Annotated in this window: 20 protein-coding genes; 8 read left to right on the top strand and 12 right to left on the bottom strand. The window is 77.2% G+C overall.

Annotation, left to right across the window (positions count from 1 at the left end; translation table 11 throughout):
* Positions 1-33: 33 nt before the first annotated feature.
* From J3P29_RS18755 to J3P29_RS18765, 3 genes are all read right to left on the bottom strand, one after another.
* Complete coding sequence (locus J3P29_RS18755; RefSeq protein WP_210495875.1) at positions 34-1167, bottom strand: PQQ-dependent sugar dehydrogenase; 1134 nt, start codon at positions 1165-1167, stop codon at positions 34-36.
* 106 nt (positions 1168-1273) lie between these two features.
* Positions 1274-2242 (bottom strand): hypothetical protein, encoded by a 969-nt coding sequence (locus J3P29_RS18760; RefSeq protein WP_210495877.1) that lies wholly within the window; start codon positions 2240-2242, stop codon positions 1274-1276.
* Positions 2239-2436, bottom strand: coding sequence for a hypothetical protein (locus J3P29_RS18765; protein ID WP_210495878.1), 198 nt, complete (start codon positions 2434-2436; stop codon positions 2239-2241). Before J3P29_RS18765 ends, J3P29_RS18760 begins: the two co-directional genes overlap by 4 nt.
* Positions 2437-2524: 88 nt before the next feature.
* Here J3P29_RS18765 and J3P29_RS18770 point away from each other — a divergent pair, with 88 nt between their 5' ends.
* Positions 2525-2791 (top strand): hypothetical protein, encoded by a 267-nt coding sequence (locus J3P29_RS18770; protein ID WP_210495879.1) that lies wholly within the window; start codon positions 2525-2527, stop codon positions 2789-2791.
* Positions 2792-2828: 37 nt separating this feature from the next.
* On the opposite strand, the gene J3P29_RS18775 is transcribed toward J3P29_RS18770, so the two are convergent.
* Complete coding sequence (locus J3P29_RS18775) at positions 2829-3848, bottom strand: lysylphosphatidylglycerol synthase transmembrane domain-containing protein (protein WP_210495881.1); 1020 nt, start codon at positions 3846-3848, stop codon at positions 2829-2831.
* A 176-nt stretch (positions 3849-4024) separates the two neighbouring features.
* Here J3P29_RS18775 and J3P29_RS18780 point away from each other — a divergent pair, with 176 nt between their 5' ends.
* Positions 4025-4687 (top strand): Bax inhibitor-1 family protein, encoded by a 663-nt coding sequence (locus J3P29_RS18780; protein WP_210495882.1) that lies wholly within the window; start codon positions 4025-4027, stop codon positions 4685-4687.
* Between the two features lie 169 nt (positions 4688-4856).
* On the opposite strand, the gene J3P29_RS18785 is transcribed toward J3P29_RS18780, so the two are convergent.
* Positions 4857-6194 (bottom strand): MFS transporter, encoded by a 1338-nt coding sequence (locus J3P29_RS18785; RefSeq protein ID WP_210495884.1) that lies wholly within the window; start codon positions 6192-6194, stop codon positions 4857-4859.
* Positions 6195-6300: 106 nt separating this feature from the next.
* On the opposite strand from J3P29_RS18785, the gene J3P29_RS18790 reads away from it, so the two are divergent.
* Positions 6301-7236 carry a LysR family transcriptional regulator gene (locus J3P29_RS18790; RefSeq protein WP_210495885.1) on the top strand — a complete coding sequence of 312 codons (936 nt, stop codon included), beginning with the start codon at positions 6301-6303 and terminating at the stop codon, positions 7234-7236.
* A gap of 25 nt (positions 7237-7261) precedes the next feature.
* On the opposite strand, the gene J3P29_RS18795 is transcribed toward J3P29_RS18790, so the two are convergent.
* From J3P29_RS18795 to J3P29_RS18805, 3 genes are all read right to left on the bottom strand, one after another.
* A complete protein-coding gene (locus J3P29_RS18795) occupies positions 7262-7945 on the bottom strand; it encodes an HAD family phosphatase (RefSeq protein WP_210495887.1) in 684 nt (227 codons plus the stop codon).
* A gap of 5 nt (positions 7946-7950) precedes the next feature.
* Complete coding sequence (locus J3P29_RS18800; RefSeq protein WP_210495888.1) at positions 7951-8391, bottom strand: hypothetical protein; 441 nt, start codon at positions 8389-8391, stop codon at positions 7951-7953.
* Positions 8392-8502: 111 nt separating this feature from the next.
* Positions 8503-9570 (bottom strand): SLC13 family permease, encoded by a 1068-nt coding sequence (locus J3P29_RS18805; RefSeq protein ID WP_210495890.1) that lies wholly within the window; start codon positions 9568-9570, stop codon positions 8503-8505.
* A 105-nt stretch (positions 9571-9675) separates the two neighbouring features.
* Here J3P29_RS18805 and J3P29_RS18810 point away from each other — a divergent pair, with 105 nt between their 5' ends.
* The 4 genes from J3P29_RS18810 to ddaH all read left to right on the top strand — a co-directional run bounded on the left by J3P29_RS18810 (position 9676) and on the right by ddaH (position 13670).
* On the top strand, positions 9676-11109 hold the full coding sequence (locus J3P29_RS18810; protein ID WP_210495891.1) for a DHA2 family efflux MFS transporter permease subunit: 1434 nt from the start codon (positions 9676-9678) through the stop codon (positions 11107-11109).
* A 177-nt stretch (positions 11110-11286) separates the two neighbouring features.
* On the top strand, positions 11287-11886 hold the full coding sequence (locus J3P29_RS18815) for a flavin reductase family protein (RefSeq protein WP_210495893.1): 600 nt from the start codon (positions 11287-11289) through the stop codon (positions 11884-11886).
* Between the two features lie 33 nt (positions 11887-11919).
* Positions 11920-12660, top strand: a complete 741-nt coding sequence (gene map, locus J3P29_RS18820) for a type I methionyl aminopeptidase (RefSeq protein ID WP_210495894.1) — start codon at positions 11920-11922, stop codon at positions 12658-12660.
* A gap of 227 nt (positions 12661-12887) precedes the next feature.
* Positions 12888-13670, top strand: a complete 783-nt coding sequence (gene ddaH, locus J3P29_RS18825) for a dimethylargininase (protein WP_210495896.1) — start codon at positions 12888-12890, stop codon at positions 13668-13670.
* A 728-nt stretch (positions 13671-14398) separates the two neighbouring features.
* Here ddaH and J3P29_RS18830 read toward each other — a convergent pair.
* The 3 genes from J3P29_RS18830 to J3P29_RS18840 form a co-directional block, all read right to left on the bottom strand.
* Complete coding sequence (locus tag J3P29_RS18830; RefSeq protein ID WP_210495897.1) at positions 14399-15688, bottom strand: APC family permease; 1290 nt, start codon at positions 15686-15688, stop codon at positions 14399-14401.
* 247 nt (positions 15689-15935) lie between these two features.
* The gene (bcp, locus tag J3P29_RS18835; RefSeq protein WP_210495899.1) at positions 15936-16418 is read right to left on the bottom strand and encodes a thioredoxin-dependent thiol peroxidase; all 483 of its coding nucleotides are present in this window, start codon (positions 16416-16418) and stop codon (positions 15936-15938) included.
* A gap of 213 nt (positions 16419-16631) precedes the next feature.
* A complete protein-coding gene (locus tag J3P29_RS18840; RefSeq protein WP_210495900.1) occupies positions 16632-18041 on the bottom strand; it encodes a PLP-dependent aminotransferase family protein in 1410 nt (469 codons plus the stop codon).
* Between the two features lie 54 nt (positions 18042-18095).
* On the opposite strand from J3P29_RS18840, the gene J3P29_RS18845 reads away from it, so the two are divergent.
* Positions 18096-18797 carry a pyridoxamine 5'-phosphate oxidase family protein gene (locus J3P29_RS18845; RefSeq protein WP_210495901.1) on the top strand — a complete coding sequence of 234 codons (702 nt, stop codon included), beginning with the start codon at positions 18096-18098 and terminating at the stop codon, positions 18795-18797.
* An 88-nt stretch (positions 18798-18885) separates the two neighbouring features.
* Here the strand turns inward: J3P29_RS18845 and J3P29_RS18850 are convergent, their stop codons facing one another.
* Positions 18886-19779, bottom strand: a complete 894-nt coding sequence (locus J3P29_RS18850) for a LysR family transcriptional regulator (RefSeq protein ID WP_210495902.1) — start codon at positions 19777-19779, stop codon at positions 18886-18888.
* Between the last annotated feature and the right edge of the window lie 3 nt (positions 19780-19782).

Below are 19782 nucleotides of genomic sequence, written 5' to 3' on the forward strand. Positions count from 1 at the left end.
GCGGCGCGGGCCGGCCGGGCGGCCCGGCTCCGCTCACGGTCGGAGGCGCACGATGCGGTCGTCCCCGTCGCGGACGGCGCCGCGGCCGTCGCGGTTCGACGTCGCCACCCACAGCGACCCGTCCGGGGCGGCCGCCACGGCGCGGAGCCGGCCGAGGCGCCCGGTCAGCAGGGCGCGCGGCGTGCCCGTGCGCGCGCCCCGCAGCGGCACGCGCCACAGCCGCTGGCCGCGGAGCGCGGCGACGTAGAGCCGGCCGCCGGCGACGGCCACCCCGCTCGGCGACGCCTGGTCCGTCGACCACGTCACGAGCGGGTTCGCGTACCGGCCGCCGCGGGTGGCGCCGACGCCCTCGACGACGGGCCAGCCGTAGTTGCGTCCCTTGCGGATGCGGTTGATCTCGTCGCGCCGGTCCTGCCCGAACTCGCTGGCCCACAGGCGGCCGCGCGCGTCCCACGCGAGGCCCTGGACGTTGCGGTGCCCGAGCGACCACACGCGCGAGCCGCGGAACGGGTTGCCCCGCGGGACGGACCCGTCGGGCTCCATCCGCAGGATCTTGCCGTTCTGCGCCCGTCGGTCCTGGGCGAGCGACGTGTCCCCCGTGTCGCCGACGCCGGCGTACAGCATGCCGTCGGGACCGAACGCGATCCGGCCGCCGTCGTGGATCACGCCCTTCCGCAGCCCCGTGAGGACCGGACGCACGCGGCGGTCGCCCAGGCGGAAGCGCACGATGCGGTTGTCGCGGGCGGTCGTCAGGTACGCGTAGACCCAGCGGTCGCGCGCGTACGTCGGCGAGACCGCCAGGCCCAGCAGCCCGCCCTCGCCCTGCGCGGCGACGCCGGGGACCCGCATCGCCGTGCTGACCGCGTGGTCGTCGGCCGCGATCCGCCGGATCCGCCCGACGCGCTCGGACACGAGCGCGTCCCCGTCCGGCAGGAAGGCGATGGCCCACGGCACGTCCAGGCCGGTGGCGACGGTCTCGGGCCGGTCGGCCGGGGGCGCGGTGGTGGCGGCGGGCGCGGTCGTTGCGGCGGGCGCGGCGGTCGTCGCCCGCGGGGCGGCGAGCGTGGTGGTGGCCGCGGTGGGCGCGGCACCGGGCGCCTCGCCGTCGGTGCCGCCGCAGGCGCTGAGCGCCACGAGGCCGGCGAGGGCGAGGGGCAGCGGACGCATGCCCCCCAGGGTGGCGCAGCCGTGGGACGCCTGCGCCGGTGGGCGCGCCCGAACCGGCGGGTCCGTGCGGGCGCCCCGGGGTGGGGCGCACGCCGGGGGGTCGGCGCTACTTGCGGCGGCGCCGGCGGTCGCCGCCGGCCTTCGGCTTCGGTGCCGGGGCGGCGTCGTCGTCCGCGGAGGCGCCGCCCGCGGCGGCGGCCTTCGCCCGCTCGGCCTCCTCGAGCATCTGCGCCCGGCTGGGCCACGGCCGTGCCTCGCCGGCCTCCCACGCGGCGGGACGACCGCCGGGCCAGCGGCCGAGCAGCACGGCGCCGAGCGCGAGGAACCAGAAGGCGCGCAGGAACTCCTGGCGCGGGATGAGCGGCACGACGATGAGGATCGCGAGCAGCACGCCGATGACGCCCATCGCGCGGGTCAGCAGCCCGGTGTTCATGGCGGACAGGGCGGCGGCGCCCAGGCCGACGGCCACGAACATCTGCCCGAAGACGCTGGCGATGGAGAGGATGCTCAGGTCGCCCGTGGCCGTCAGGGCGTCGGACGCCGCGGCGTTCGTCTGCTGCACGGCGGGCAGCGCGGCGAAGTCGGCCATCTTCGAGGTGCCGTAGGCCATCGCGGCGGTCGTGCCGACCGCGAAGAGGACGGCGCCGACGACCGGCGCCCACATGAACGCGCGCGGGAAGGACGGGCGGCGGCGCCACGAGGAGCGCAGCAGGCCGTAGAGCACCGGCGCGGCGAAGAGCAGCGCCAGGCCGCCCAGGCCGGTAGCCAGCGTGATCGTCAGGGCGTGGTCGCCGTAGTGGGCGGCGATCTCGGCCTGCTCGCCGCGCAGTCCCTGGCCCTGCGTGCCGTCGGCGTAGGCGGAGAGCGCCTGGCCGACCGTCTTGACGTTCGCCACGTCGTTGCGGATGCCGCTCGACGCGTTGAGCTGCAGCAGCAGCGAGACGATCGGCAGGATGCCCGCGAGCAGCGACAGGAGGCCCGCGCGGCGCAGCCACGGGCGCTCGATCGCGACGGTCTCCGCCGGATCCTTCGGGTCGGGGATCGGGCGGGCGGTGCGCTGACGCTGGGTGCTCATGCGGGATTCCGGTCGGAGGACTGGGACGCTCGGGGGCGGCGGGCGACGCGGACGACCGTCCGCTCGACCGCGACGCCCAGGCGGCGCGTGCGGTCGGCCCCGATCACCACGACGTCGAGCGCCGGCGCGGCGACGCGCAGCACGGCCTCGATCCGGGCGCGCCAGGCGCGCTGTCGCGGGGTCAGCCGGGCCACGCCGGGGGATTGTAGGGACCGCCCCGGTCCTTGGCGGGCACCGGGGCCGCCGCTCGGCCCCGCGGCCCCGGGCCGCTACGATCGCCCCATGGAAGGCTTTGGCGGACTGTTCGGCGATCCCGACGACCTGCAGCGGAAGATGATGGAGTTCGCTGAGCAGATGCAGGGCCAGCAGAAGCTGGCCTGGGCGGACAACGCGATCGGCCTGGCCGTGCAGATGACGGTGGCCGCGATCGGCCGCGTCAACCTGCAGGGCGACGCCGAGGCGCAGGCGAACCAGATCCGCCAGGTGATGGCGGTCGTCTTCCCCGAGGCGGTCACCCTGGTGCGCGAGGCGCGCCAGGGCCTGGGCTAGGCCCGCGCCGCGCGGCGCGTCCCCGGACGCGCCGCCCTCAGGCCGCCGGGCCGGGCCCGGCCTCGGCCGACGTCTCCGCCGACCGGTGCTCCTTCCCGGCCGCGATGACCTCCTTGAAGGAGCGGAAGCCGAAGATCTTCACCAGGGCGACGAAGCCGACCGCCAGGCACGCGACGGCGATCACGATCTGCTGGCCCACGGAGTAGGCCGCGACCGTCGCCCCCGTCGCCGACGCGGCGAAGACCTTCACCATGAACGCCTGCTGCACCCCGGCGCCGCCGGGCGTGAACGGCATGAGCGAGGCGACGGCGTTGATGCCGTGGACGAGCAGCACGTTGCGCACCGAGCCGCCGACGTGGAACGCCTCGAGCAGCGCCCAGAACGCGGCCAGGCGCACGAGGTAGCCGGCGAAGAGCACGAGCCAGACCTCGCGGAAGAAGCGTCGGCGGTCGGTCAGGATGACCAGGCCCTGCCGCACGCGCGCCCAGAACCGCCGCGCGCGCTCGGAGAGCAGCGCGAAGGCGACGAGGAGCGCGATCGCCACGACGGTGAGGACGAAGAGCGTCACGTGCGGGTTCGCGAAGACGAACGACAGGTCGAACGCGCCCAGGTCGGCGAAGTCCGGCGGCTTCGGGAACACGCCCTGCGTGAACGCGAAGATGAGGATCGGGATCGCGATCGACAGGTCGAAGACCGCCTCGACGAACATCGACGCCGTGATCGCCGGATACGTCGAGCGGGGCACCGACGTCTTGACGAGGAAGACCTTGATGACGTCGCCGCCGCGCGCCGGGATGACGTTGTTGAAGCCGTAGGCGGCGATGTACGCGCCCCAGATCCGGCTCCACCGGAAGCGCTCCGTGGGGTACGCGGCCCGCAGGGTGTGGAAGTACGCCCGCGAGCGGATCGTCAGGTAGAGGACGAAGCAGACGAGCCCGATCAGCAGCGGCACGAGCCGGACGTGGGCGAAGCTCGAGAAGAACGAGCCGACGGCGTCGGCGATCTCGGCCAGGCCCGCCAGCGGGATCGGGGTCGGGGGAAGCGCGCCGGCGGCCACGTCCCCAGGGTACGCGCGCGGCGCGGCGGGACGGCGCCGGGCCGCCTCGCGAGGTGGCGTGCAGCCACTCGTCTGGCGGGCGCCGCCACGAATGGCGGACGGTGCTTTACCCTCGCCTCAGCGGCGGGCGCGATGATCGTCCTCCGAGTTTCCCCGGACCCACAGCGAGATCCCGAATGCCGGAGACCACGTACTCCCTCCCGTACTCCACCGCGCGGCGCGCCTCGTTCGGCGCGCTGCTCAGCCAAACGATGTTCCTGGTCGCGATCGCGATCGCGTTCCTCGTCGTCGGCTCCCAGGTCGGGCAGGACCTGACCCGCGGCGCCGCCATGGGCTGCACGATCGGCGCGATCGTGCTGCTCCTCGCCCAGAACTTCGTCGGCGCGCTGCGCACCGGCGCCGCCGGGATGGGCGTCCTGTTCATCGTGGCCCTCCTGATGGGCCTCGGCCTCGGCCCCGTGCTGCAGGCCTACAGCGTCGCCCAGCCCGACGCGGTGACGAACGCCGCGATCACCACCGGCCTGGTCGTCGCCGCCGCCGGCGCCGTCGGCGCGCTGACGGCCAAGGACCTGTCCGGCTGGATGCGGCCCCTGTCGTTCCTGCTGCTCGGCGCCGTCGCCGTCTCGTGGGTCATGCTCGTCTTCGGCGGGGGCGGCGGCGTCGCCGGCGACGCCGTCAGCCTGGCGATCGGCGCCTTCTCGGCCGTGGCGATCGTCGTCTACTTCAACGTCCTGCGCCTGCAGGCCACGGAGGACGACGTCATCTGGCTCGCGACGGGCATCTTCGTCGCCATCGTGAACATCTTCCTCACGCTGCTGAACCTCTTCACGAACGACTGACGCCCCGGCGTCACCCGGCGGCCCCGCGGGGTCGCGCACCCCGACGGGGCGGCCTGGGCCGCCCCGTCGCCGTTCCGGGACCGGTGCTCCCGCCCCGGCGCACGCCGGCCCGGCGCAAGAGAACACGCGGCGGGCAGCGCCTGCGGGCGGGGCGCCGCCCGCAGGCCGCTCAGACGGCCTCGGGCGGCGCCGCCGACGCCGGCCGGCCCGGCCGACCGAGCAACGTCGGGGCCGCGGCCAGCACCGCGCCGACGACGAGCACCGCGAAGCCCAGCAGCGCCACCCGGGTGCTCGTGCCCTGGAGCGCCAGCCCGACGCCGACGACGGGGACCGAGAGCCCGACGTACCCGGCCAGGAACAGGCCCGCCAGCGCCTCCGCCCGCCCGTCGTCGGTCGCGAGCCCGACGACCGTCCCCAGCGTGCCCTTGAAGAGCGCGCCGGAGCCCGCGCCGGCGACCGCGCCGCCCAGCAGGAAGAGGGTCAGGCTGGGGGTCGGCAGCCACACGGCGAGCACGAGGACCGCCAGGCCGATCGCGATCAGGGCCATCCCCACGCCGAGCGTCCGGCGCAGGCCCCAGCGGCCCGTGCCGAGCTGGGCCGCGACGCCCGCCGCGAAGGCGACGAAGATCGAGGCGCCCGCCAGCAGGGGCGAGGTCCGGTGCATTGTGCCGGTCAGGATCGTGCTCGCCAGGCCGGTGAAGAGCCCCAGCGTCGCGAACGCCAGCAGGGCGCCGAGGGCCGCCGCGAAGAAGCGACCGCGGGCGGCGCGCGGCACCGCGACGCGCTGGGCCCGGTAGCGCGGACGCGGCACCGGCCGCTCGCGCGTCTCGGGGCTGACGGCGACCGCCACGGCCCCCAGCAGCAGGGCGGCGAGGGCCACCGCGTAGGGCACGTCGAGCGGCGCGCCGACCCCCTGCGCCAGGGCGCCCGACACGAGCGGCCCCAGGCCGATCCCGCCCAGGTTGGCGGCCGTCGCCACGAGCTGCGCGCGGGCGGCCGACGCGTCCGGGCGGTGCCGGGCGTGGAGCTCGGCCAGGTACGCCGTCGCCGTGGCCGTCACGGCGCCGATGGCGATGCCGTTCAGGACCCGACCCAGGAACAGCGCCCACAGGTCCGTCCAGGCCAGGAAGACGCCCGCGCTCAGCGCGGCGGTCGCGAGCGCGGGCAGCAGCACCCGCCGGCGGCCGTGCCAGTCCGACACGTGGCCGGCCAGGAACAGGCTGCCCACCACCCCGATCGCGTACGCGGCGTAGACGAGGGTGATCGTGAGGGGCGAGAGCCCGTCGCGCGCGACGTACAGCGGGTAGAGCGGGCTGGGGACGGTCGACAGGGCCATGATCGCGGCGAACGCGAACGCGACCGCCCAGAACCCGCGGCCGTGCCGGCGGCGGTGGGCGTGGTCGGCCGGGTCGACGTCGGGGCAGCGGGGCGCCGCGGTCGGCGCGGCGTCGCGGCCGCCGTGCGGCGTGACGGTGGTCGGCGGGAGAGGTCGAGCAGCAGCGGCCATGGGCGGTCCTCGGTCGGTCGGGGTACGGGGCCCATCGTGCGGCGGCGCCTCATCGTCGGCAACGCTGATCGCCGCTGACGATCATCTGTCCGTGCGATAAAGGGGCATGGAGCTGCGTCACCTCGAGGTCTTCGTCGCGGTCGCCCAGGAGCGCAGCTTCTCCCGGGCGGCCGACCGGCTGCACCTGGCGCAGTCCGCCGTCTCGGCGACCGTGCGGGCCCTCGAGGCGGACCTCGGCGTCGAGCTGGTGCGGCGGGCGTCGCGACCGGTCGGGCTGACCGACGCGGGCGCGGAGATGCTGCCCCGGGCGCTCGCCACGCTCGCCGCCGCCCAGGGACTGCGGGACGCGGCCGACGAGCTGCGCGGCGGCCTGCGCGGCACCGTCCGCCTGGGGATCATGCAGGTGCAGCAGGGGGCGGGGTTCCGCCTGGCGCGCCTGCTCACGGCGTTCCGCGGCGAGCACCCGGACGTGCGTGTCCTGCCGCGGCAGCGCGGCAGCGCGTCGGCGGCCGCCGACGTCCGCGACGGCCGGCTCGATCTGGCGATCGTCGGTCTGCCCGAGGAGCAGCTCGCCGGCCTGACGGCCGTCCCCCTGATGCGCGAGGACCTGGTCGTCGCCCTGCCCGCGGATCACCCGCTGGCGGCGCGCTCGTCGGTGGCGCTCGCCGAGCTGGCGGACGAGCCGTTCGCCGACGTGCCTCCCGGCTGGGCGCGCGTGGTGATGGACCGCGCGTTCGCCGCCGCCGGGGTCCAGCGGCGCGTCGAGTACGAGCTGGGCGACATCGGGACGATCATCGACGTCGTCCGCCACGGGCTCGCCGTCGCGCTCGTGCCGCGGTCGTTCGGGGGCGCCGCGCCCGCCACGGGCGGCGTGGCGCTCGTGCCGCTGCGCGGGCCGAGCCTCCAGTTCGTCACGTCGATCGTGGCGCCCGCAGACCGGCCGCTGAGCGCCTCGGCCCGGGCGCTGCGCGACACCGCCCTGCGCCAGGCGGGCCGGGGCCCCGCCGCGGGCGGGGACCGCGAGGGACCGCCCCGCGCCTAGCCCCGTCGGGGCCGACCGCGCCGGCTCAGCGGGCGAGCCCGAGGAGCGCCCACAGGGCGGGATCCTCGAGCGACGGGTGCCGGTGGTGCGCCTCGGACAGGTCGACCCCGGGGAAGCTCGACACGCCGAGCACGGTCATGCCGGCGGCCCGGGCGGCGCGCACGCCGGTGGGGCTGTCCTCGACCGCCACGCAGTCCGCGGGGTCCAGTCCCAGCGCCTCGGCAGCCGCGACGTAGATGTCGGGCGCCGGCTTCGGCGCGGCGACGTCGTCCGCGGTCAGGAGCACGGAGAACGTCTCCGTGTGGCCGGCGCGGCGCAGCGCCTTCTCGGCGAACGAGCGGGCCGCGTTCGTCGCCATCGCCACGCGCACGTCGGCGGCGCGCAGGGCGGCGACCAGGTCCTCCGCGCCCGGCATGGGCGGCACGGGACCGTCGAGCTCGTCGTGCACCAGGCCGGTCAGCTCGCGCATGATCGCGGGGCCGCCGCCGGGCTCGCCGAGGACCTCCTCCAGCGTGCGGGCGGCCGCCGCGAAGCTCGTGCCGAGCAGGCGGCGCTTGTGCTCGGGCAGGAAGGGGACGCCGCGGCGCCGGAACAGCTCCGCCTCGGCCCGGGACCACGCGGCCTCGGTCTCGAGGAACGTGCCGTCGTTGTCGAAGACGACGGCGGCCGGGCGCCGCGCGCCCTCCCCCGTCGGGGAGGGAGCGCCCACGCCGCTCAGCGCCCCTGGACCAGCGGCTCGGCGCCGCCGGTGATCCGCCAGGGGTTGATCGGGTGGTAGAGGTTGCCGAGGCCCTCGTCCTGACGCAGGGTCAGGTTGAGCTGCGGTCCGCCCTTCGTCTTCACGGTGACGGTGGCGTCCTTGTCCCCGTCCTTCTGGACGCTGTAGTCCAGGTCCTTGACCTCGCCGGTCTCGCCGATGGCCTCGCCGTCGGTGACGAGCTGGGCCTTCTCCATCGCCTCGCGGCACTTCTCGCCCGGGGTGCCGCGCTCGGCGAGGGCGTTCTGCGCCTCCTGCGTCATGTAGTCGCAGGCGCGCTGCCCGTTCTCCGTCACGAGGGCCTCGGACAGGAAGTCGCGGACCGCGGTCTGCGGCTCGTCCTTCTTGAACGTCGTGCCGCCGCAGCCCGTGGCGGCCAGCGCCAGTGCCGACGCCATGGCGAATGGGAGAAGGCGGGTCGTACGCATCACGTCGGCATTCTGCCGTGCCGCGCGCTCGCGCGCATCCTCGCGTGCACGGTCCGCCGCCGCGGCGGGGCGCCCGGCGCCTCAGGACGGCAGGAGCAGGACGGCCGCGGGCAGCGCGAGCAGCGCCGCCGGGGCGCCGCGCGCCACGACCCCGCGCAGCGTCACGTCGACCCCCGCCGCCGCGCACGTGCGCCACCACAGCCACGCGGCGAGCGACCCGGTGACGAAGAGGTTCGGGCCCAGGTTGAGCCCGACGAGCAGCGCCTCCGGGTGCGCGGGAGCCCCGGCCGTGAGCAGCGCGGAGGCGGGCAGGTTGTTGACCACGACCGAGGTGGCGGCGGCGATCGCCGCCGTCGCGAGCGGGCCGGCGTCGGCGACGAGGTCGCCGGGCGCGGACCAGCGGCGCGCGAGCCACCCGAGCGCGACGACGAGGGCCAGCAGCGCCAGCAGGACGGCGGGGCCGACGGCCCGCACCGCGTCGCCCGCCCGCAGGCGGCCGCGCGCCACCCACAGCCCGGCGGTGACGACGCCGAGCGCCAGGACGGGCAGCGCCGGCTCGGTGAGCGCCAGGATCAGGCCGCAGGCGAGCAGGGTGGCCGCGACGGCCAGCGCGTCGGGCCGCCCGGCGTGCGCCTCGTCCTCCCCCGCGACCGCACCGCCGTCCGCCCGCCACGCGCCGCGGTCCATCGCCAGCAGGACCGCGCCCGAGACGACCGCCGCCGCCAGGCCCGCCGGCGCGACCTCGACGAGCCAGCGCGCCCCGCCGATCGGGTCGGCGCCCTGCACGATGAGGTTCGTCAGGTTCGCGCCCGGCAGGAGCAGGGACGAGGCGTTCACCATCACGAGCGCCGCGTAGGCGACCGGCCGCGGGTCGAGGCCGCGGCGGCGCACGGCCCGGATCGCGATCGGGGTGACGAAGACGACGGCGGTGTCCAGGTTGAGGACCGCGGTGACGGCGGCGAGCACGGCGAACACCGCGACCGCCAGCGCGACGGGCGGGCCGGGCACGCGGCCCAGGCGGTCCCCGGTCCACGCGAAGAGCCCGCCGCGCTCGGCGACGAGCCCCAGGAGCAGCAGCCCGGCGACGAGCGCGAACGCCGGCCAGGCGCGGTCCCACGCCTGCGCCAGGTCGGTCGTCGCGAGCACCATCGCCGACGGAGTCTGAGGCCGCGCGCGGCGCGACGCGACGTGGCGCCGCCGCGCTCCGCGGGCTACGGGCGTTCGCCGCGGGCGCCCGTCGGGCAGACTCGTGGGGTGGCCTCCGCCCTGCGCAACCCCAAGGTGACCGTCGCGGCGGTCTTCGTCGCCGCGATGTTCATGAACATCCTGGACACGACGATCGTCAACACGGCGATCCCGACGATCGGCCGGCAGTTCGACGCGTCGATCTCGAGCACCGGCGCCGTCGCGTCCGCCTACCTCGTGTCGCTCGCCGTGGTCATCCCGGCGTCGGGCTGGCTCGGGGACCGCTTCGGCACCCGGCGCGTCTTCCTCATCGCCCTCGGGCTGTTCACCGCGGCGTCGGCGCTCTGCGGCCTCGCGGGCTCGCTCGGGCAGCTCGTCGCGTTCCGCGTGCTGCAGGGCGTCGGCGGCGGGATGATGACCCCCGTCGGCATGGCGATGCTCTTCCGCGTCTTCCCGCAGGAGGAGCGCGTGCGGGCCTCGCGCGTCCTCGTGGTGCCGACGGCGCTCGCCCCTGCCCTCGGGCCGGTGCTCGGCGGCGTCTTCGTCGACCACCTCTCCTGGCACTGGGCGTTCTTCGTCAACGTGCCGGTCGGCGTGGCGGCCATCGCCTTCGGGGCGGCGTTCCTGCCGCCGGCCGAGCCGGGCGAGCGCGGACGCTTCGACGCCCTGGGCTTCGTGCTCGCGGGCGTCGGCCTGGGCGCGCTGATGTTCGGCGTCTCCGAGGGGCCCGCCCGCGGCTGGGGCTCGCCCGAGATCGTCGTCCCCGGCGTGCTGGGGATCGTGCTGCTCGTCCTGCTCGTCGCGCACGAGCTGCGGACCGACGCGCCGCTGCTGCACCTGCGGCTGCTGCGCGACCGCATCTTCACCCGCGCGACCCTGGTGATGCTGCCGGCGACGGCGGGGTTCCTCGGCTTCCTCTACGCCTTCCCGCTGCTGCAGCAGGAGGGCCTGGGGCGCACGGCGATGGAGAGCGGCCTGCTGACGTTCCCCGAGGCCATCGGCGTGATGGCCGGGTCGCAGGTGGTCTCTCGGCTGTACCCCGTGGTCGGGCCGCGGCGGCTCATGGCGGCGGGGGCGGCGGTCGTCGCGGTGCTCGCGGGCGTGCTCAGCCGGATCGACGGCGGCACCCCGGACGCGTTCGTGGTCGTGGCGATGTTCTTCCTGGGCCTGGCGATGTCGTCCGTCTTCATCCCGCAGCAGTCCGCGGCGTTCGCGAACATCAGCGGCCGCGAGACGGGGCAGGCGTCCGGGCTGTTCAACGCGCTGCGGCAGACGTCCGCGGCGGTCGGCGTCGCGACGCTGGCGACGGTGATCTCGGTCGTCGGGCCCGTCGAGGCCACGGCGGCCGGCCCGGCGCCGAACCTGGGCGCCTACCACGCGGCGTTCGTCGTGGCGGCCGGGCTGCTGCTGGTGGCGGCCGTCCTGGCGCTGCGGATCAAGGACGCCGACGCCGCGTCGACGATGGCGCGGGTGCACCGGCCGGCACCGGCACCGGCGGACTGAGGGCGGAGGCGGCGCCTCGCCCGGTCCGTCGCCGCGATGGCGGCGGGCCGCGCCGAGGCGGCCCCGCTCGGCCCGTCGCCCCGGGGGCGCGGGCGCCGGACGGCGGACGGCGCGCCGGACGGGAGCGCTCGCCCCGTGGGGCCGGGACGCGCGGACGCATGGGGCATGATCGGCCGGGTGCGCACCGACTTCGATCCCGCCGAGCTGGGAGCCCGCCGCTTCTACCGCCTGCTGACCGCGTCGATCGTGCCGCGGCCGATCGCGTGGGTCTCGTCCACGTCGGCGGACGGCGTGGACAACCTGGCGCCGCACTCGTTCTTCACCGTCGCGTGCGTCGACCCGCCCGTCGTCCAGTTCACGTCCGTCGGGCGCAAGGACACGCTGCGCAACGTCGAGGCGACGCGCGAGTTCGTCGTCCACCTGACCCCGGAGGACCTGTTCGAGCAGGTCAACGCGACGGGGACGAACTACCCGGCGCACCACTCCGAGTTCGACGCCGCGGGGCTGGAGCGCGAGCCGAGCCTGCGGGTGCGGCCGCCGCGGGTGGCGGCGTCGCCCGTCGCGCTCGAGTGCGTCCTGCACGGCACGCTCTCGCTCGGCGACTCGACGATCGTGCTGGGCCGTGTCGTCCACGCCGCCGTCGCCGACGAGGTGCTGGCCGACGACGGCCTGCCCGACATCGCACGGCTGGCCCCCGTCTCGCGCCTGGGCCGCAACGAGTGGGGCACCGCGGGCGAGATCCGCCGGATCGACCGGATCCCGTACGAGGGCGACTGAGCCCCCGGCCCCGCGCCGCTCTACGCTGGATCCATGATCGTCCGCACCCAGGAGGAGCTCGAGGGCCTGCGCCGCGTCGGCGGCGTGGTGGCGGAGACGATCCGCCGCATGCGGGCCGCCGTGGCCCCCGGCGTGACGACGGGCGAGCTCGACCTGGTCGCCGCGCGGACGTTCCACGAGCTGGGCGCGGTGTCGGGGCCGATGGAGACGTACGGCTTCCCCGGCTCGACCTGCATCTCGGTCAACGACGAGATCGTCCACGGCATCCCGGGCGGGCGCAAGCTGCGCGAGGGCGACCTGGTGACGCTCGACGTCACGCCCGAGTGCGACGGGTTCCTGGCCGACGCCGCCGTCACGGTCCCGGTCGGGCAGGTCTCGCCCGAGGCGCAGCGCCTGCTCGACGTCACGGAGCGGTGCCTGAAGGACGCCCTGAACGCGATCCGCACCGGCGTGCCGCTGCGCACGATCGGGCAGACCGTCGAGCGCACCGCCCGGGGGCACGGCGCGTCGCCGTTCGAGGAGCTGTGCGGGCACGGGATCGGCCGCAAGCTGCACGAGGAGCCGACGATCCCCAACCTCGACGTGCCGAGCCTGAAGCAGAAGCTGCCCGAGGGCCTGGTCATCGCCGTCGAGCCGATGCTGACCCTGGGCGCGGCCGAGCTGGAGGAGCAGGAGGACGGCTGGACGATCTCCACCGTCGACGGCTCGCTCTCGGCGCACTTCGAGCACACGATCGTCGTGCAGGACGGCGCGCCGATCGTCCTGACGGCGTAGGGGCGACCACGGGCCGCGGTGCGGCCCGCGGGCGGCGCGCGTTCCCGTCCGCCTCGCCCTGCTGGTGCGGCCTCGTCGCTCCGTTCCGGGGAGCGGGCGGGCGGACGCCGGCCGGCGTCGGGTGCCGCGCGCCGTGGACGCCGTCGGACGGACCGCCGGGACGGCGCGCGCAGGTCGCGACGGAGCGTCGGGGTTGCCCGTCGGGCCGGCCGGGCACCATGGAGCGCATGCCCACGGCTCCGCGCGCCCTCGTCCGTCGTCCCTCCCCCCGGCTGGCCGAGGGCCTGCTGACGCACCTGGACCGGCAGCCGGTCGACGTCGACCTGGCGCTGCGCCAGTGGGACGGCTACGTCGCGGCGATCGCGGACGCCGGCTGGGAGATCGTCGAGGTGCAGGCCGCGCCCGAGCACCCCGACTCGCACTTCATCGAGGACACCGTCGCGGTGTTCGGCGACCTGGCGGTGATCACCCGCCCGGCGACGGACGCGCGGCGCGGCGAGGAGGAGGCGACCGCCGAGACGCTGCAGCGGCTCGGCTACCGGATCGCCCGCATCGAGGCGCCCGGCACGCTCGAGGGCGGCGACGTCCTCAAGCTCGGAGAGCGCGTCTACGTCGGCCGCAGCACGCGGTCGAACGCCGCCGGCATCGGCCAGCTGCGCAGGATCCTCGCCGGCGAGGGCCGCCGCCTGACCGCGGTGCCGATCCCCGGCGCGCTGCACCTGAAGTCCGCCGTGACCGCGCTGCCGGACGGCACGTTCGTCGGCTGGCCGGACGCGCTCGAGAGCGCCGCGTTCTGGCCCGGCTTCCGTGCGGTGCCCGAGTTCCTCGGCGCGCAGGTCGTCACGCTGGGACCGAACCGCGTCCTGCTGTCCGCCTCGGCGCCGAAGACGGCCGAGCTGTACGCCGACCTGGGCTACGACGTCGTGACGGTCGACGTGACGGAATACGAGAAGCTCGAGGGCTGCGTGACGTGCCTGTCGGTGCGGCTGCGGGAGGCGCCGCGGGCGTAGGGGGATCGGCGGGCGGCCGGCGCGCGGCGCCGGTTCCCGAGGGCGGGGGACGGCCCCAGGCGACGGGGCCGTCCCGGTGCGGCAAGTCGTGCCGGAGCGCGGCCCAGCCCGGCCGGGGTGACGCAGGTCGCGACCGAGGTGACGCAGGTCGCGGCCGAGGTGACGCGGATCGCGGCCCAGGTGACGCGGATCGCGGCCCAGGTGAGGCGGGCCCGGGCCCAGGTGAGGCGGGTCCCGGCCCAGGTGAGGCGGGTCCCGGCCGAGGTGAGGCGGGTCGCGGCCCCGGTGAGCCGGCCGCGGGCGACGTCAGGCGGGCGCGACCGAGGTGAGGCGGGTCCCGGCCGAAGCGAGGCGGGTCCCGGCCGAAGCGAGGCGGGTCCCGGCCGAAGCGAGGCGGGTCCCGGCCGAAGCGAGGCGGGTCGCGACTCCGGCGAGGCGGTCGCGGGCGAAGTGAGGCGGGTCGCGGCGACGGTGAGGCGGGTCCCGGCCGAGGTGAGGCAGATCGCGGCCGCGGTGAGGCGGGTCCCGGCCGCGGTGAGGCGGACCACGCTGGCGAGGCGGATCGTGGTCGAGGAGCAGCAGCGATCCGCCTCACCAGCGGAAGGCGCCTCGGTTCGCGCGCGACCGGGCTCACCCGGGACGGCCCCGCGTCCGCCCGGCGTCGTTCCCCGGCGACCGGCGACCGGCCGTCGTCCCGGCGACCGGCCGTCGTCCCGCCGACCCCCGCCCTAGGCGCCCCCCGCCCGCAGCGCGACCCACCGCCCGACCACCCCGGCGAGCAGCACCCCTGCGCCGACGGCCACCCCGGCCGCCGGCAGCGTCGCGGCGAGCACGACGCACCCGACCAACCCCGCCCCGGCGAGCGCCCGCGGCCAGCGGCGCTCGTCGGGCGCCAGCCGCAGCGCCGACGCGTTGGCCACCGCGTAGTAGACGAGCACGCCGAACGAGCTGAACGCGATCGCCCCGCGGACGTCGGCGAGCAGCACGACGGCGATCACGATCGCGCCCGCCGCCAGTTCGGCGCGGGCCGGGACGCCGTGGCGCGGGTCGACGGCGGCGAGCGGTGCGGGGAGGTCGCGCTCGCGCGCCATCGCCAGCGTCGTCCGCGAGACGCCGGCGATCAGCGAGAGCAGGACGGCGAGCGACCCGACGGCCGCGCCGACGCGCACGGCGGGGGCGAGCGCATCCAGGTCGCCCGCGCGCACGGTGTCGGCGAGCGGCGCGGCGCTCGCGGCCAGGGCGTCCGGGCCGACCGCCAGCAGCGCGGCGACGGCCACCGCCGCGTAGAGCGCCACCGTGATCCCGAGCGCGAGCGGGATCGCCCGCGGGATCGTCCGCGCGGGGTCGCGGACCTCCTCCCCCAGCGTCGCGATCCGCGCGTAGCCGGCGAAGGCGAAGAAGAGCAGGCCCGCCGCCTGCAGGATCCCGTACGCCCCGCCGTCGAGCACCGGCCCGATCCGCCCGGCGTCGACCCGCCCGCCGAGCAGCGTGCCGACCAGGACGGCAGCGAGCGCGGCCAGGACGATCGCGACGAGGACCCGCGTGACCTGGGCCGTCCGCGCGATGCCCCGCAGGTTGAGCGCCACGAGCAGCACGACGGCGCCGACGGCGAGCGGCCGCATCGCGCCGGGCGCCACGTACGCGCCGAACGTCAGCGCCATTGCGGCGCAGCTGGCGAGCTTGCCGACGACGAACCCCCAGCCGGCGACGAAGCCCCACCACGGCCCCAGTCGCTCGCGGCCGTACAGGTAGGTGCCGCCCGACAGCGGGTGCCGGGCGGCGAGCTGCGCCGTCGAGGTCGCGTTGGCGTAGGCGACGAACGCGGCGAGCGCCAAGGCGACCAGCAGGCCCGAGCCGGCCTCGCGCGCCGCGGGGCCGAGCGCCGAGAAGATGCCCGCGCCGACCATCGACCCCAGGCCGATGACGACGGCGTCGCCCGTGCCGAGCCGGCGGACGAGGCCTCCGGCGGGCGGGGCGGGCGACGCCGGGGCGGCGGCAGGGTCGGAGGGGCGCGTCACGGGCGCGGCAGCCTACCGCCGTCCCCCACCGCCGCCGTCACCGCGATGTGAACGGCTCGCCCGGGTGCGGGACGGAGGGACGCGGCCGGAGCCGACAGCTGCCCCCGAGGACGGCGCGAGCCGGCGTCCGGCCGGCACGGACCTTCAGGCTCCGCGCGGCGGCCGGCCTCGCTCACGGTCCGGCCGCCCTGCCGTCGGCCTCGCCGGCCGCACATCCCCTGCCCCCGCGCCTGCGGAGGCCGCGCCCTCAGGCCGCGGCGCCCTGCAGCGCGTCGAGCGCCTTGAAGACCTTCGCGTCGTGCTCCTTCGGGGAGATCTTCGGGAAGACCTCGCGGACCACGCCCTCCGGGTCGACGATGATCGTCGAACGGGACGCGCCCCAGTACTTCTTGCCGTACATCGACTTCTCGACCCACGTGCCGTACTGCTCGCACACGGCGTGGTCCTCGTCGGCGAGGAGCGTGAAGTCGAGGCCCTCCTTCTCGACGAACTTCGCGACCTTCGCGACGGGATCGGGCGAGACGCCCAGGACGCGGGCGCCGCGCCGCTCGTACTCCGCCCGGTTGTCACGGATGGAGCACGCCTGCGTCGTGCAGCCCGGCGTCGAGGCCTTGGGGTAGAAGTAGAGGACGACCCAGCTCCCGCGCTGCTCGGACAGCGTCACCGGCGTGCCGGTCTCGTCGGGGAGCGTGAAGTCGGGGGCGGGCTGGCCGGGCTCGGGCAGGGACACGAGAGGGTCCTCCGGGTCGGGTGACGGAGAGGCCATCGTCGCAGGCGCCCCGGCCGGGCGGCCTGGCCGGACGTCCCGGTCCGCCGACGCTCGGCCCGTCCCCCGGCCGCTCCCGCCGCCCGCCGCCGTCGGAGGCGCCCGGCCCACCGGCCCCGCGGCCGGCCCGTGACCTCCGGCCTCAGGCCTCAGGCCTCAGGCCTCAGGCCTCAGGCTTCAGGCGACGGTCGCCAGCGCCGCCGCCAGTGCGCGCACCGCCGCCGGGATCGCCGGCTCCGCCAGCCACCCGTACCCCAGGACGAGCGCCGGCGCCGGGTCGCGGACGCCGTCCAACGCCCAGTCGCCGAGCGGCCGCACGCGGATCCGCGCCGCCGCGCACGCTGCCGCGGCGGCCGCCTCGTCCGCCCCGGCCGGTAGCCGCAGCACCAGGTGCAGGCCCGCCGCCACGCCCGCGATGCCGCACGCCGGCAGCTCGGCCCGCAGCGCCGCGACGAGCGCGTCGCGGCGGGCGCGGTAGCGGGCGCGCGCCCGCAGGACGCCGCGCTCGTACGCCCCGCCGCGCAGCAGCTCGGCGAGCGCCAGCTGCTCGAGCGCGGGCGAGCCGCCGTCGGCGTCGTTCTTCCCGGCCGCGAACGCCGGCCGCAGCGTCGCGGGCACCACTGCCCAGCCGGTCCGCAGCGCCGGGGCCAGCGTCTTCGAGGCGGTGCCGACGTAGAGCACCCGCTCGGGATCGAGCCCCTGCAGGGTGCCCACCGGCGCGCGGTCGTACCGGAACTCGGCGTCGTAGTCGTCCTCGACGATCGTCGCGCCGCGCTCGGCCGCCCAGGCCAGGAGCGCGCGCCGGCGCTCCGGCGCGAGCACGACGCCGGTGGGAAACTGGTGCGCCGGCGTGACGACCACCGCGTCCGCGTCCGTGGCGGCGAGCGCGTCGACGCGCAGGCCGTCGGCGTCGACGGGCACGGTGACGGGGCGCAGCCCGGCGCGCCGGGCCACCCGCCACTGCTCGTCGTGCGACGGGCTCTCGAACGCCACCACGCGGGCGCCGCGGTCGGCCAGCGCGCGGAACGCCACGTCCACCGCCTGCGTGTACCCCTGGACGATCGCCACGGCGGCCGGGTCGGCCACGACGCCGCGCACCCGGCCCAGGTGCCCGGCCAGCGCCGCGCGGGCGGCGGGCGTGCCGAGCGGGTCGCCGTAGTCGAGCGCCGCGTCCGGCGCCTCGCGCAGCACCCGCGCGAGCGCCCGCGCCCACGCGGCCCGGTCGAACAGCGCCACGTCCGGGGCGGTGGCGGTGAAGTCGTGCCGCGGCGGCCGGTCCTCGTCCTCGCTCGCGTCCTCGTCGGCCGGCGCCGCGGGCGCGACGGCGGCGACGACCGGCGCCGCCCGCGGCCGCAGCACCAGGAAGCCCTGCGCGCCGAGCGCCGCGTACGCGTCGACGACGACGCCGCGCGACACGCCGAGCTGCCGCGCGAGGTCGCGCGAGGAGGGCAGCCGCGTGCCCGCCCGCAGGCGGCCGTCCCGCACCCCGGCGCGCAGGTGGGTCTCGAGCTGCCGGCGCAGCGGCACGCCGGCCGCGCGGTCGAGCGCGACGAGCAGCTCGCGGACGAGGGGATCTGGTCCTGTCACGGGCGGTCCCCGTGGCCCTGTCCGGCAGGACCACGGGCGGGCATCGTACCCGCCATGCCGCAGACCACGCCGCCGCCTAGCCCCCGCGTCCGGGCGATCCGCCAGCACGACCGCGCCCGCTACGACCGCTCGACCATCGACGCGATCCTCGACGAGGCGCTCGTCGCGCACCTGGGCTTCGCGATCGACGACCAGCCGTACGTCATCCCCACGCTGCACGCCCGCGTCGGCGACCGGGTGTTCGTGCACGGCTCGGCGGCCAGCCGGGCGCTGCGGCGCGCGGGCACCGCGGGCGTGCGGGCGTGCCTGACGGTCACGCTCATCGACGGGCTCGTGCTGGCGCGCTCGGTCTTCGAGCACGACGTGCAGTACCGCAGCGCGGTGCTGCTGGGCGAGCTGCGGCCGGTCGACGACCCGGACGAGAAGCTGCGCGCGCTGGAGGCGTTCACCGAGGCCGTGCTGCCGGGCCGCTGGAACGAGGCGCGCTCCCCCTCGCGCCAGGAGCTGAAGGCCACGAGCATCCTCGCCATGCCGATCGACGAGGCGTCGGCGAAGGTCGCCGCCGACGGGCCCGAGGACGCCGACGGGCCGGACGGCGCCCTCGACGTGTGGGCCGGCTGGATCCCGACGCACACGACCTACGGCGACCCCGTGCCCGACCCGGCGCTGCGGGACGGCATCCCGGAGTCGGCCGCGGCCCGGCGGCTCGTCGCGGCCGCGCGCGCCCGGGGCGCGGGCCCCGGCGCGGCGGGCTGAGGGGTCGACGGGCACGCGGCGCGGAACGGCGGGGCGCCGCCGCGACCCCGGATCGCGGTCCGCCGTCGCCGGACGGGCCACGACGCGGTCAGCCGGCGGCCAGCGCGCCCGCGACGCCCGCGAGCGCCGCGACCAGCGCCCGCGCCCCCGCGCCGGCCCCGGCGGTCCGCACCCCCGCCGACACCGCCCGGCGCGGACCGTCGCGCAGCGGGACGACCGCGACGTCGGGCCGCCGGTGCGCCAGGCCGAGGGTCGGCAGCAGCGTCACGGCGCTGCCCGCCGCGACGATCCCCTGGATCACGAGCAGGTCGTCCTCGCGCCGCACCGCGCGCGGCTCGAAGCCTGCCGCCACGCAGGCGCGGCGGATGAAGGCGTCGGGACCCGTGGCGGTGCCGATGACCCACGGCTCGTCCGCCAGCTCGCGCAGCGCGATCGCGTCGCGGCCGGCCAGCCGATGCCGCGCGGGCAGGATCGCCAGCATCGGGTCGTCCAGCAGCGTCGTCCACGCCACGTCGGGCGTGCTCGCGACGGCGTCCCCGAACGCGACCGCGACGTCCGCGGTGCGCGCGGTCAGGGCCTCGCCGGCGGCGCGCGAGCTCGTGCGCCGGGCGACGACCCGCACGCCGGGGCGGTCGGCGGCCAGGGCCGCCAGGGCCCGCGGCACCAGGTCGGCGAAGGCGGTCGGAAAGGCGGCCAGGCGCACCTCGCCGGCCGCGCGGTCCCGCAGCTCGCCCAGCTCGGCGTCGACCGCCGCGATGCGGTCCAGCAGCTCGCGGCCGCGCTCGACCAGCAGCGTGCCCGCCGGGGTGAAGGAGAGCGCGTGGGCCGAGCGCTGCACGAGCGCCAGCCCCGTCTCGGCCTCGAGCCGCGCGACGTGGTGCGACACCGCCGGCTGGGTCAGGTGCAGCGCGTCGGCCGCCGCCGAGAACGTCCCGTGGTCGGCGACGGCGACGAGGACGCGCAGGCGACGGACGTCGAGCATCGA

Origin of the sequence: Patulibacter sp. SYSU D01012 (genome assembly GCF_017916475.1) — a bacterium.
Taxonomy (GTDB): domain Bacteria; phylum Actinomycetota; class Thermoleophilia; order Solirubrobacterales; family Solirubrobacteraceae; genus Patulibacter.